This window comes from Acidovorax sp. NB1 (assembly GCF_005405905.1).
Classification (GTDB): Bacteria; Pseudomonadota; Gammaproteobacteria; order Burkholderiales; family Burkholderiaceae_C; genus Acidovorax.
Window position 1 is genome coordinate 1 of the sequence record NZ_BJHU01000005.1, and the last position, 12,646, is coordinate 12,646.

Consider the following 12,646-nt stretch of genomic DNA (forward strand, 5'->3'; position numbering starts at 1 on the left):
CTGCGTGTCGTAGAGAATGTCCTTCAGCTTGACGCGCTCAGCACGCAGATCCACAGCACTTTCGGCCTGCTTCTTTAGGACCTTGCCAGAAGCCTTGTGATAAAGATCTGTGAGACATCGCGCACCGATGTCTGCGGCGAGATCGGTCTGATCCAAGAGGGTGACATGCAGGAAAGAGACGATGCGCAGATCGCGCTGATCCTCAGAGAGAAACTTCGTCGCGGAGGGTGGACGATTGATCACCTCTTGGCTGTACGCCCTGAGACGATTCAATGGAATCGCCGACAGCTTCCACTTGTGAATTTGCAGTGACTTGAGGCACTCGATTTTCTTGGTGACCTCGCTCAGCGTGAGCTGCCCGTGCTTCCCTGGGGGTGTGCGCAGCCACTCCAGCACTGTGTGACCGCCGGGCCCTGATCGCTTTGAGAATGCGTGCGAGAGAGCCGCCTGAACCTGTTTGGGTGGCGCACAGGTGCGGATCGCAGCGATTGCGGCATTTTCCTGTTCAGCGAAGGCCATCCGCGCCATGTCGCGCAGTGTCCGGTCACCAGGCAGGACAAGCCGTCGATCAAAGAGCCAGTGTTCTGACTGGTGGATCAAGTCATCGACTGATACCGCTGAGGCGGAAAGCTCAGCCAGAGCATCGGCCAGGAGCGGCTTTGTGGCGTCGTCCACTACCGCGAAGCCAACACGTTCCCGAGCCCAGAGCTGGTGCTCGTATCGTGTGTCCTTGTCCTTGTACAGCGAGGTCACCGATGCGATGTCCGTCGCGTTCATGCCAAGCGCTGAGGTCAGGTACCGCAGCAGGACGGAGGGGATGCCTGAAAAGGCATCGGGGTGCCGCCCCGTAGCGCGCAGCATGACCAGTTGAACTGCAGCGCCAAGGCGTGCAGTCCCTCTGAACCGGGGCGGGCGCAGCTCCTGGATGTCTTCGATACTCAGCCCAAAACACTCTTCGACTTCCCGCTTGGATAGCGATTTGGGCAGGGTATCGGCGCCAACGAAACGTAGGTAGTAGCTAGACAAGCTGGTCCTCCCGTGGCTGGCGCGGTCGCAAGCCTGCTGCAGTCTACGTATTCGCTACTGATAATTCCAGACAATAAAAAAATGCGGGTTAACCCGTAGCTCTTAACCGGGTTTTCTGCACGGAAAGTGAGATCACCCCCATCTGGGCGAAGTACGACTCGGGCACGATGTTGGTGTAGTTGGGGATGTCGGCCGACAGCTCGGCCATGGTCTGCCTGGCCGCCACCTGGGCCTGTTTCAGGTCGCTGAAGAACGCATTGGTCAGCGCCACCACCTGGCCCGGACGCGGCTCGCCGGGGTAGAGCACGCGGTCGCTCTCCAGCCGCACCAGGCCCAGGGGCTGCAGCGCCGCGCGGGCAATGCGCATGTGCTCGCTGTGGTAGTAGTCGTGGTTGAAAGTGGCGCCTTCGCGCCAGCGGTAAACGGCAGTGACTTTGATCATCGGTGTGCTCCCATCCGGTTGTTGAAAGCCTCCACCGTAAGGACACCGCATCCGCTGCACAGCCGCCTGGGCGACAGGCTGTCACCCAGGCGGCTCAGGGCTTAGTCTTCGTCTGACTCGCCCAGGAACCCGCCGCTCTGGTGCCCCCACAGCCGCGCATACACGCCGCCCTGGGCTAGCAGCTGTGCGTGGGTGCCTTCTTCGATGATGCGGCCCGCGTCCAGCACGATGAGCCGGTCCATCGCTGCAATGGTGGACAGGCGGTGCGCGATGGCGATCACGGTCTTGCCCTCCATCAGGCCGTCCAGGCTTTGCTGGATGGCGGCCTCGACCTCGGAGTCGAGCGCGCTGGTGGCCTCGTCCAGCAGCAGAATGGGCGCGTCTTTCAGCATTACGCGCGCAATGGCCACGCGCTGGCGCTGGCCACCCGAGAGCTTGACGCCGCGCTCGCCCACCTGGGCGTCGTAGCCGGAGCGGCCGTGCAGGTCGCTCAGGGTTTCGATGAATTCGGCGGCCTCGGCGCGGCGGGCGGCGGCGTGCATGTCTTCCTCGCTCGCATCCGGGCGGCCGTAGAGGATGTTGTCGCGCATGGAGCGGTGCAGCAGCGAGGTGTCCTGCGTGACCATGCCGATGTTGCGGCGCAGGCTGTCTTGCGTGACCTGGGCGATGTCCTGCCCGTCGATGAGGATGCGGCCCGCGTGCACGTCGTGAAAACGCAGCAGCAGGTTGACCAGCGTGGACTTGCCCGCGCCCGAGCGTCCAATCAGGCCAATCTTTTCGCCGGGGCGGATGGTGAGCTGCAGCGCATCGATGACGGGGCGCCCCTTGCCCGAGGCGCCGCCCTGGCTCTCGTAGGCAAAGCTCACGTTATCAAAGCGCACCTCGCCGTGGGTGACCTGCAGGGGCTTGGCATCGGGCACATCGACCACCATGCGGGGCTTGGTCAGCGTGTTGATGCCGTCCTGGATGGTGCCCACGCTTTCGAACAGCGTGGTCATCTCCCACATCACCCAGTGGGCGTGGCCCGATACGCGCAGCGTCATGGCAATGACGGCGGCCACCGCCCCTGCACCCACTTCGCCCAGTGACCAGAGCCACAGCGCCGTGCCGCAGGCGCCCAGGATCATCGCCACCACCAGGGCCTGGTTCACGATTTCGAACAGGCTCACGAGGCGCATCTGTGCGTAGCCGGTGAGCTTGAACGCATCCATGGCAGCGCGCGCAAACTCGGATTCGCGCCGCGTGTGCGAGAACAGCTTGACGGTGGCGATGTTGGTGTAGGCATCGGTGATGCGCCCAGTCATCACCGAGCGCGCGTCGGCCTGCGCCTTGCCCACCTTGCCCAGGCGTGGCACAAAGTACCAGCAGGCCAGGCCATAGGCCACGATCCAGAGCGCAAACGGCACGATCAGCCGCGCATCGAAGCCCGCCAGCAGCACAAGGATGGTGACGAGGTAGATGCCCATGCCGATCACCACATCGGTGGTGGTGAAGATCATGTCGCGCACGGCCAGGGCTGTCTGCATGATCTTGGTGGTGATGCGGCCCGCGAACTCGTCGGCATAAAACGCCATGCTCTGGCCCAGCATCAGACGGTGGAAGTTCCAGCGCAGGCGCAGCGGGAAGTTGATGGCCAGCACCTGGTGCTTGAGGCTGGTCTGCCAGGAGACCAGCACCAGCGTGCCCATCAGCAGCGCAACAATGCCCAGGATGGAGCCTTTGCGCTCTGCCCACAGCGCATGGGGCGCCACGGAAGACAGCCAATCGACCACGTGGCCGAGCACTGCAAACAGCAGGGCCTCGAACACTGCAATGGCGGCAGACAGTGCCGCCATGGCGACCACGTAGCCGCGCAGGCCACGGGTGCAGTCCCACACAAAGGCCATGAAGTCCTTCGGGGGCAGATGGGGTTCGGCAGGGGGATAGGGGGGCAGGCGGCTTTCGAAATACTTGAACACGTAGCAAGGCTCCTTGTTACCCGATGGTAGAGGAGCCGCAGGACCAGGGTGTGTCAGCAGCGACTTGCCCGCGCCTGGAGTGGGTGCACTGTGGCCCCCAGCATGCGCAATGCGTTGCCGTGGGCTACATCAGCAGGGTAACGACCACGATGGCCACGCCCAGGCCCAGGTTCACAGCCACCCATTGGCGTATGGCGGCCATGGCCTGGCCGCCCGCAGGCCAGTCGGATGCGGCCACTGCCCGCTGCAGGCGTCTAAAGAGCGCAAAGCGGATATGGCCGAAGATGGCCATCATCAAGATGCCCAGCGTGGCCATGACAGTCCAGTCCAGCGGCATCGTAAAACTTCCGCCTGATTGCGCCGCCTGCCGCGCGACGTTGCCGATCATCCACAGCCCGCTGACCAGCACCACCACCACCGCCACGCTGACCGCGCCCAGAAAACGCTGCAGCACGTCATGCATCAACCGCAGGCGTTGTGGTGGCTCCAGCGACTGCGCCGCTGGGCGCAGGAAGAAATGGGCAAACACCATGCCGCCGATCCACACGATGATGGACAGGACATGGGCGAGCTTGAGGGCGTTGTAGAGCATGGGTGAACCTTGTGGGGGAGCGGGGGCCGGGGGCCGCAGCGCCTGCTGCGGGCGGGCCCGGATTGTGCCGCGAACAATTGCTGCGCGGGTGCTTGGCCTTGCCCGTCAGAGGGGCTGGGCCTCTGCCTGCTGCGCCACCCGCACCTGGTTGCCGCCGCTTTTTTTCGACAGGTACATGGCCTCGTCGGCGTGGCCCAGCAGGTGGTGTTCCTCGCCCCCGTGTTCTGGGTAGATGGCGACGCCAATGCTGGGCTGGATGTTCAGGCGAATGCCTTCCAGATCGAACGGTTGGGCAAAGGCCGACAGGATCTTGTCGGCCACGGTGGCGGCGTGGTCGCGCGCCAGGCCGCTTTCGAGCAGCACCACAAACTCGTCGCCCCCCAGGCGGGCCACGGTGTCGGAGCCGCGCACGCATTCGAGCAGGCGCTGCGCCACGCGCTGCAGCAGCAGGTCGCCCATGGCGTGGCCCAGGGTGTCGTTGACGTCTTTGAATCGGTCCAGGTCGATGAACAGCAGCGACAGCAGGCGCTGGTCGCGCCGGGCCCTCGCCAGGGCGGTCTTGAGGCGGTCCAGAAACAGCTGGCGGTTGGGCAGGTGGGTGAGCTGGTCGTACTGGGCCATGTGCTCCAGGCGCTCGTGCATCTGCTTGCGCTCGATGGCTGCAGCCACCTGGGTGGAGACGAACTGCAGCAGGTCCTTGTCCTTGTCGGTGTAGCGGCCCTGTTCGGTGTAGCTCTGCAGCACCAGCGCACCGATGGCGCCTTTCTGGGTTTGCAGGGGCACGCCCAGCCAGTACAGGGGCGGGCGCTGCTGCGGGGCGGGCGGTGGGTGGGCCGTGCGGTTCTCAGGGGTCAGCAGCAAGGTGCAGCCATTGCTGATGACTTCGGCACACAGCGCATCTTGGGCCAGCGCCATGGGGGAGGGGGCAGGCAATGACTCGTTGACGTGGTAGGGGAAGCTCAGCGAGTCGGCCTGCGGGTCGTACAGCGCCACCGCGAAGTTGGTGGCGGGCAGCAGCCGCCCGATGATCTGGTGGATGTGCTGGAACAGCGCCTGCAGGTTCTGTGTGGTGTGGGCCGCCTCGGAGATCGCATAGATCACGGCCTGCATGGATTCGGTGAGGCGGCGCTCGGTGATGTCGTGCGCCACGGCCAGCCGCACCTGCTGCTCGGGCAGCCAGCGGGCCGTCCAGCGGATGTGGGCAATGGTGCCGTCCTTGCGCAGGTAGCGGTTCTCGAACTGCAGCTGCAGGTTGCCTTCGGTCACGCTCCTGGCCTGGCGCTGGGTGATGGCGAGGTCATCGGGGTGAACCATGTCCAGCATGCGCTTGCCAACAACTTCTTCGGGGCGGTAGCCAAAAATGCGTTCAAACGCGGGGCTCACAAAAACGATGGTGCTGTCTGCATTGACGAGGCAGACGGCATCGAGCATCAGGTCCACCACGTTCAAAGAAGGAATGCTGTGCATGGGCGGCGCGTGCAAGGTGCAGGGAAGAGAACACCCATTGTGCCGCGCGCATTGCGTTTGTCGCCGCTTTTGTGGCGCTGTGTGGATAAACAAATACGCCCCATCCCGCCTGCCGTGCCGTCCCCGTCCCGTTGGAGACAGGGCACAGGCGCCGGATCTCAGGTGTACCTGGCTTCTAGCGCATCCCACTCGGTCTTGCGCACCAGCCGCTGGCGCTCGGCAAAAGGTGCCACCAGGGCGGGGTCTTCGTCGATGCGCTGGTTGTCGCGCAGCACCGTGAGCGCCTTTTGCATGCCCGCCACTGCGCCCTGCAGCGCCGCGTTGGCGTAGAGCACCAAGCCATAGCCCAGAGTGGCCAGTTCGTCGGCGCTGGTGATGGGCGTCTTGCCGCCGATCACCATGTTCATGAGCTGGGGCGCTGCCAGCCGCTGGGGCAGGGCGCGGATCTCGTCCAGCGTGGTGACGGCTTCGACAAACAGGATATCGGCGCCAGCCTCCTCAAAGCGCCGGGCACGCTCCACCGCCGCCTCGAAGCCTTGTGTGGCGCAGGCGTCGGTGCGGGCCAGGATGAGGGTGCCCGCGTCACGGCGCGCATCCACGGCGGCCTTGATCTTGCCCAGCATTTCATCGGTGCTGATCACCTCTTTGCCGTTGAAGTGCCCACAGCGCTTGGGGCTGACCTGGTCTTCGAGCTGGATGCAATCCGCCCCCGCGCGCTCCAGCACACGCACCGCGTGGTAAGTGTTGAGCGCGTTGCCAAAGCCGGTGTCTGCATCGACGATGAGCGGCAGCTCTACCGCGTCGCGGATGCGCGCCGTGTGGTCGGCAATGTCGGTGAGGCCCATGAAGGCCTGGTCAGGCAGGCCGAACCACATGTTGGTCACGCCCGCGCCGGTTACGTAGAGGGCTTCAAAGCCCAAGTCGGCTACTACGCGGGCCGAGAGGGCGTTGAACGCGCCCGGCACGATGACGCCCCGACGGGCCTGGGCCAGGGCTTTGAGTTGTTGTTTGGTGTTCATGAATTGCTGGAGAATTGATTTGCTATATTTTTGATAGCTATAAAGGCATGATGGACAGGCGTAAGAGGCTAAAAATTCTTAGAAAATTCGCCGGGCACCCTCACCCAACCCTCCATCAGGATGCGTGCGCTGCGGCTCATCAGGGCCTTGGTCACCTTCCACTGGCCCTTGATTTGCGCAGCCTCGGCTCCCACGCGCAGGGTGCCCGAGGGATGGCCAAACCGCACGCTGCTGCGCACGCCACCGCCTGCCGCGAGGTTGACCAGCGTGCCGGGGATGGCTGCCGCCGTGCCAATGGCCACCGCCGCCGTGCCCATCATGGCGTGGTGCAACTGGCCCATGGAGAGCGCGCGCACCAGCAGGTCGATGTCTTTGGCGTCAATGGTTTTGCCGCTGGAGGCTGTGTAGCTCGCAGGCGGCGCAACGAACGCGATCTTGGGCGTGTGTTGGCGGGTGGCGGCCTCGCCCAGTGCATGGATCAGCCCCATGCGCAAGGCGCCGTGGGCGCGGATGGCCTCGAAGCGCGCGATTGCCGCCGCATCGCCATTGATCGCGCCTTGCGGCTCGGTGCCGGTGTAGCCCAGCTCCTGTGCGTTGAGAAAAATGGTGGGGATGCCCGAGTTGATCAGCGTGGCGGCGAAGCTGCCGACGCCGGGGACCTCCAAGGTGTCCACCACATTCCCGGTGGGGAACATGGCGCCCCCTGCGTCGCCATCGTCCGCCGGGTCCATGAACTCCAGTGCCACCTCGGCGGCTGCAAAAGTCACGCCGTCCAGCTCGAAGTCGCCCGTCTCCTGCACCTGTCCGTGGGCCATGGGCACATGCGCCACGATGGTCTTGCCGATGTTGGCCTGCCAGATGCGGACGGGGAAGGTGCCGTCCTGCGGAAGGCTCGCCGCATCGATCAGCCCCATGTGGATGGCGCAGGGCCCCACCGCCGCCGAGAGGTTGCCGCAGTTGCCACTCCAGTCCACAAAGGGCTGGTCGATGGACACCTGGCCAAACAGGTAGTCAACGTCGTGCCCCGGCCGCGTGCTGCGCGACAGGATCACTGCCTTGCTGGTGCTCGACGACGCATTGCCCATGCCGTCGATTTGCTTGCCATACGGGTCGGGGCTGCCCAGCACGCGCAGCAGCAGAGCGTCGCGCGCGGGGCCGGGTTGCTGGGCCGGTGCAGGCAGGTCGTCAAGGCAGAAGAACACGCCTTTGCTGGTGCCGCCGCGCAGGTAGGTGGCAGGTACTTTGATTTGAGAAGGGTGTTTGTTCATGGTGTGACTCCCCTCGCCCCTCGCGGGAGAGGGGCCGGGGGAGAGGGGGTGCCCGCATGCACGGTGTTCCAAATGCTTTCCAGCACTGCGTCTGTGTTGTGCAGGATGTCGTTGTTCCAAAAGCGCAGCAGGGTAAAGCCCTGGCTGCGCAACCAGGCATCGCGGGTGGCATCGTGCTCTGAATCCACATGCTGCCCGCCGTCTGCCTCCACGATCAGTCGCAGGCCGAAATGAACGAAGTCCACGATGTAGGGGCCGATGGGTTGTTGGCGGCGGAACTTCTGGCCGTCCATGCGGTGGGCGCGCAGGTGCCGCCAGAGCAACTGTTCGGCGTTGGTCATGTTCTGGCGCAGGGATTTGGTGAACTGACGTCGGTCCATGGGTGGGGGCCCCTCTCCCCCGGCCCCTCTCCCGCAAGGGGCGAGGGGAGCAAGACAAATTGCAGCCATTGTCATTCCGCGCTCATCCTGCACGAGCCCCCTCTCCCCTCGCGGGAGAGGGGTTGGGGAGAGGGGGCTGCCGCCGCCCGAGCCGCCAGAAAATCCTGTGCAAAACGCTGCAGTACACCACCCGCCTCGTAAACCGACACTTCTTCTGCCGTGTCCAGCCGACATCGCAAGGGCACTCTGACGACCTCACCCGATTTACGTTGCACAACCAGGGTCATCATCGCCCCCGGCTTCAGATTCCCCTCCACGCCATAGACCTCTGTGCCATTGAGTTGCAGCGTGGTGCGGCTCACCCCCGCCCCAAACTCCAGCGGTAGCACCCCCATCCCAATGAGGTTGGTACGGTGGATGCGCTCAAAGCCCTCGGCCACCACCACCTCCACCCCCGCCAGCCGCACGCCCTTGGCGGCCCAGTCGCGGCTGGAGCCCTGGCCGTAGTCGGCGCCCGCAATGATGATGAGGGGCTGGCGGCGGTGCAGATAGGTTTCGATGGCCTCCCACATGCGCATCACCTGGCCCTCGGGCTCCACGCGGGCCAGCGAGCCTTTCTGGACCTTGCCATCGACCACGGCCATCTCGTTGACCAGTTGCGGGTTGGCAAACGTGGCGCGCAGGGCGGTGAGGTGGTCGCCCCGGTGCGTGGCGTAGGAGTTGAAGTCCTCCTCCGGCACGCCCATGCGCGCCAGGTACTCGCCCGCTGCGCTGCCAGGCAGGATGGCGTTGGAGGGCGAGAGGTGGTCGGTGGTGATGTTGTCGGGCAGGATGGCCAGCGGGCGCATGCCCTGCAGCGTGCGCGGGTGCGCGGCCAGCGCGCCAATGCCCTCGGTGTCCCAATAGGGCGGGCGGCGGATGTAGGTGGACTGTGGCCGCCAGTCGTACTGGGGTGACACGCGCGGGCCATCGTCCTGCCGCAGGGCAAACATGGGCTCGTACACGGCGCGGTAGTGTGCGGGTTGTACGGCAGCCTTCACCACAGCGTCGATTTCTGCATCGCTGGGCCACAGGTCCTTGAGCCGGATGGGGTTGCCATCCACCACCGCCAGCACATCCTTTTCGATATCAAACCGCACCGTTCCCGCAATGGCGTAGGCCACCACCAAGGGGGGCGAGGCCAGAAACGCCTGTTTGGCGTACGGGTGGATGCGCCCGTCAAAGTTACGGTTACCTGAGAGCACGGCGGTGGCGTACAGGTCGCGGTCGATGATCTCCTGCTGGATCGCAGGGTCCAGCGCACCGCTCATGCCGTTGCAGGTGGTGCAGGCAAAGGCCACGATGCCAAAACCCAGCGCCTCCAGGTCGGCCAGCAGACCGGCTTCTTTCAGGTAAAGCTCCACCGCCCGGGAGCCCGGCGCGAGCGAGGTCTTGACCCAGGGCTTGCGCGTGAGGCCCAGCCGGTGCGCGTTGCGCGCCAGCAGCGCGGCCGCGATCACGTTGCGCGGGTTGCTGGTGTTGGTGCAGCTGGTGATGGCGGCGATGACCACGGCTCCATCGGGCATCGTGCCTTCGCCCGGCGAGGGCATAGCCCAGGGGCCTGCAATGCCCCGGGAGGCCAGGTCGGACGTGGCCACGCGCGCATGTGGGTTGGAGGGGCCAGCCAGGTTGCGCACCACGGTAGACAGGTCAAAGCGCAGGGTGCGGTCGTACATGGCGCCGTTGAGCGCATCCGCCCACAAGCCAGCGGCTTTTGCATAGGTCTCGACCAGCTTCACTTGGCTGGCCTCGCGGCCGGTCAGCCGCAGGTAGTCCAGCGTCTGCTCATCGATGCTGAACAGCGCCGCCGTGGCGCCATATTCCGGCGCCATGTTGGAGATGGTGGCGCGGTCGCCAATGGTGAGCCTGGCGGCGCCCTCACCAAAGAACTCCAGGTAGGCGCCCACCACCTTTGCCTTGCGCAAAAACTCGGTGAGCGCCAGCACCACATCGGTGGCGGTGATGCCGTCCTGGCGCTGGCCGGTCAGCTCCACGCCCACGATCTCGGGCAGCCGCATCATCGATGCGCGGCCCAGCATCACGTTCTCGGCCTCCAGGCCGCCCACGCCGATGGCGATCACGCCCAGCGCATCCACATGCGGCGTGTGGCTGTCGGTGCCCACGCAGGTGTCGGGGTAGGCCACGCCCTGGTCGGCATGGACCACGGGCGACATCTTTTCCAGATTGATCTGGTGCATGATCCCGTTCCCCGCCGGGATCACATCCACGTTGGCAAAGGCCTTTTTCGTCCACTCGATGAAGTGAAAGCGGTCTTCATTGCGGCGGTCTTCAATGGCGCGGTTCTTGGCAAACGCATCGGGGTCGAACCCGCCACATTCCACGGCTAGCGAATGGTCCACGATGAGCTGAACCGGCACCACGGGGTTCACCTGGGCCGGGTCGCCGCCCTCCTTGGCAATCGCATCGCGCAGGCCCGCCAGGTCCACCAGCGCCGTCTGGCCCAGGATGTCGTGGCACACCACGCGCGCGGGGTACCAGGGGAAGTCGCGGTCGCGCTTGCGTTCGATGAGCTGGCGCAGGCAGTCATCGATAGTGGCCGGGTCGGCGCGGCGCACGATGTTCTCGGCGTGCACGCGGGCGGTGTAGGGCAGGGTGGTCCAGGCGCCGGGCTGCAGGGCTTCGACAGCGGCGCGGGCGTCGAAGTAGTCAAGATCGGTGCCCGGCAAGGGGCGGCGAAACAGGGTGTTCATCATGGGCTGGGGTGGCTGAATATTTTGGCGTCCGGCGGTTCACTCCCCTCTCCCCTCGCGGGAGAGGGGCTGGGGGAGAGGGGGCGTTTGCAAGGTGACGCTGCGCTGGTTCACCCCCTCTCCCCGGCCCTCTCCCGCGAGGGGAGAGGGAGGAAGAAAGGGGCAGGGGGCGTGGGCTTCAAACGCGGTTTTCGATGGGCACAAACACCAGGTCTTCCGGCCCGGTGTAGTTCGCGCTCGGCCGGATGATCTTGTTGTCGATGCGCTGCTCGATGATGTGCGCTGCCCAGCCGCTGGTGCGTGCAATGACGAACAGCGGCGTGAACATGGCGGTGGGCACACCCATCATGTGGTAGCTCACGGCGCTGAACCAGTCGAGGTTGGGGAACATCTTTTTCACATCCCACATCACCGATTCCAGCCGCTCGGCAATGTCGAACATCTTGGTGCTGCCCGCCTCGTGCGACAGGCTGCGCGCCACGCCCTTGATGACGACGTTGCGCGGGTCGCTCACCGTGTAGACCGGGTGGCCGAAGCCGATCACGACCTCCTTGGCCTCCACGCGGCGGCGGATGTCGGCCTCGGCCTGGTCGGGGCTGTCGTAACGCTTCTGGATCTCGAAGGCCACCTCGTTCGCGCCGCCATGCTTGGGGCCGCGCAGCGCGCCGATGGCGCCGGTGATGGCCGAATACATGTCGCTGCCCGTGCCGGCCACCACGCGGGCGGTGAAGGTGCTGGCGTTGAATTCGTGCTCGGCGTACAGGTTGAGCGAGGTGTGCATCGCACGCTCCCAGGCCGCGCTGGGTGCTGTGCCATGCAGCAGGTGCAAAAAGTGTGCACCGATGGAGTCGTCGTCCGTCTCCACCTCGATGCGTCGGCCCGAGCTGGCCCAGTGGTGCCAGTAGAGCAGCATGGAGCCCAGTGATGCCATCAACCGGTCGGCAATGTCGCGTGCGCCCGGCAGGTTGTGGTCGTCCTTTTCGGGCAGCGCACAGCCCAGGGCAGAGACCCCCGTGCGCATCACGTCCATGGGGTGGCTGGCGGCGGGCAGTTGCTCCAGCGCCTGCTTGACCGACAGCGGCAGGCCGCGCAGGGCCTTGAGCTTGGCCTTGTAGGCACGCAGCTCGGCGCGTGTGGGCAGCTTGCCGTGCACCAGCAGGTGGGCAATCTCTTCAAACTCGCAGACCTCGGCAATGTCCAGGATGTCGTAGCCCCGGTAGTGCAGGTCGTTGCCCGTGCGGCCCACGGTGCACAGGGCGGTGTTGCCCGCTGTCACGCCCGACAGGGCCACGGATTTCTTGGGCTTGAAGCCCGGGGTTTCAACGGTGGTGGGGGTGGTCATGGGGTCTCCTCCGGGTTCAGATAGGCGTTGGCGATGGGCGTGGGGCGGCCTTTGGCGTCCACGGCCACCATGTCGAAAACCCCTTGCAGCACGGCCTCTGGCGGCGAGCCCAGCGTGGCGGCCAAGCCGTTCACGCACACGGTGAGCGAGCTGCGGCCCATGCGGCTGACCCAGGCGCGCAGCGTGAGCACATGGCCCACGGGCACGGGGGCCAGAAAACGCACATCGGTCACGCCCGCCATCACCACGTCGCGCGCTGCGGCACCGCGTGCCGCCAGAAACGCCGCCTTGGCCATGAGCTGCAGGGCGTTGCCGCCAAACAGCGTGCCGTAGTGGTTGGCTTCGGCGGGGAAGACGATTTCCGTCAGCTCGACGGTGCCGTGAGGGGTTGTCATGCTTCGC

11 protein-coding genes are annotated in these 12,646 nt (G+C 65.3%); all 11 read right to left on the reverse strand.

Annotation, left to right across the window (positions count from 1 at the left end; genetic code table 11):
* The coding region (locus tag AvAM_RS01355; protein WP_137745379.1) for a DUF4158 domain-containing protein at nucleotides 1–1,026 on the reverse strand (1,026 nt) is incomplete at its 3' end.
* Between the two features lie 88 nt (nucleotides 1,027–1,114).
* Nucleotides 1,115–1,468: an EthD family reductase gene (locus AvAM_RS01360; protein WP_137745380.1), complete on the reverse strand. Its 354-nt coding sequence runs from the start codon at nucleotides 1,466–1,468 to the stop codon at nucleotides 1,115–1,117.
* 101 nt (nucleotides 1,469–1,569) lie between these two features.
* The gene (locus AvAM_RS01365) at nucleotides 1,570–3,426 is read right to left on the reverse strand and encodes an ABC transporter ATP-binding protein (protein WP_137745381.1); all 1,857 of its coding nucleotides are present in this window, start codon (nucleotides 3,424–3,426) and stop codon (nucleotides 1,570–1,572) included.
* 124 nt (nucleotides 3,427–3,550) lie between these two features.
* The gene (locus tag AvAM_RS01370) at nucleotides 3,551–4,018 is read right to left on the reverse strand and encodes a CopD family protein (protein ID WP_137745382.1); all 468 of its coding nucleotides are present in this window, start codon (nucleotides 4,016–4,018) and stop codon (nucleotides 3,551–3,553) included.
* Nucleotides 4,019–4,123: 105 nt separating this feature from the next.
* Nucleotides 4,124–5,485, reverse strand: coding sequence for a GGDEF domain-containing protein (locus tag AvAM_RS01375; protein ID WP_137745383.1), 1,362 nt, complete (start codon nucleotides 5,483–5,485; stop codon nucleotides 4,124–4,126).
* Nucleotides 5,486–5,643: 158 nt separating this feature from the next.
* Nucleotides 5,644–6,504 (reverse strand): oxaloacetate decarboxylase, encoded by an 861-nt coding sequence (locus AvAM_RS01380; protein ID WP_137745384.1) that lies wholly within the window; start codon nucleotides 6,502–6,504, stop codon nucleotides 5,644–5,646.
* Between the two features lie 68 nt (nucleotides 6,505–6,572).
* Nucleotides 6,573–7,772 carry a 2-methylaconitate cis-trans isomerase PrpF gene (gene prpF / locus AvAM_RS01385; protein WP_137745385.1) on the reverse strand — a complete coding sequence of 400 codons (1,200 nt, stop codon included), beginning with the start codon at nucleotides 7,770–7,772 and terminating at the stop codon, nucleotides 6,573–6,575.
* On the reverse strand, nucleotides 7,769–8,152 hold the full coding sequence (locus AvAM_RS01390; protein ID WP_137745386.1) for an endonuclease domain-containing protein: 384 nt from the start codon (nucleotides 8,150–8,152) through the stop codon (nucleotides 7,769–7,771). The genes prpF and AvAM_RS01390 overlap by 4 nt, the downstream gene beginning before the upstream one ends.
* A gap of 71 nt (nucleotides 8,153–8,223) precedes the next feature.
* A complete protein-coding gene (gene acnD / locus AvAM_RS01395; protein WP_249367899.1) occupies nucleotides 8,224–10,902 on the reverse strand; it encodes a Fe/S-dependent 2-methylisocitrate dehydratase AcnD in 2,679 nt (892 codons plus the stop codon).
* A 178-nt stretch (nucleotides 10,903–11,080) separates the two neighbouring features.
* Complete coding sequence (prpC, locus tag AvAM_RS01400; RefSeq protein ID WP_137745387.1) at nucleotides 11,081–12,244, reverse strand: 2-methylcitrate synthase; 1,164 nt, start codon at nucleotides 12,242–12,244, stop codon at nucleotides 11,081–11,083.
* A complete protein-coding gene (locus AvAM_RS01405) occupies nucleotides 12,241–12,639 on the reverse strand; it encodes an acyl-CoA thioesterase (protein WP_137745388.1) in 399 nt (132 codons plus the stop codon). Before AvAM_RS01405 ends, prpC begins: the two co-directional genes overlap by 4 nt.
* Between the last annotated feature and the right edge of the window lie 7 nt (nucleotides 12,640–12,646).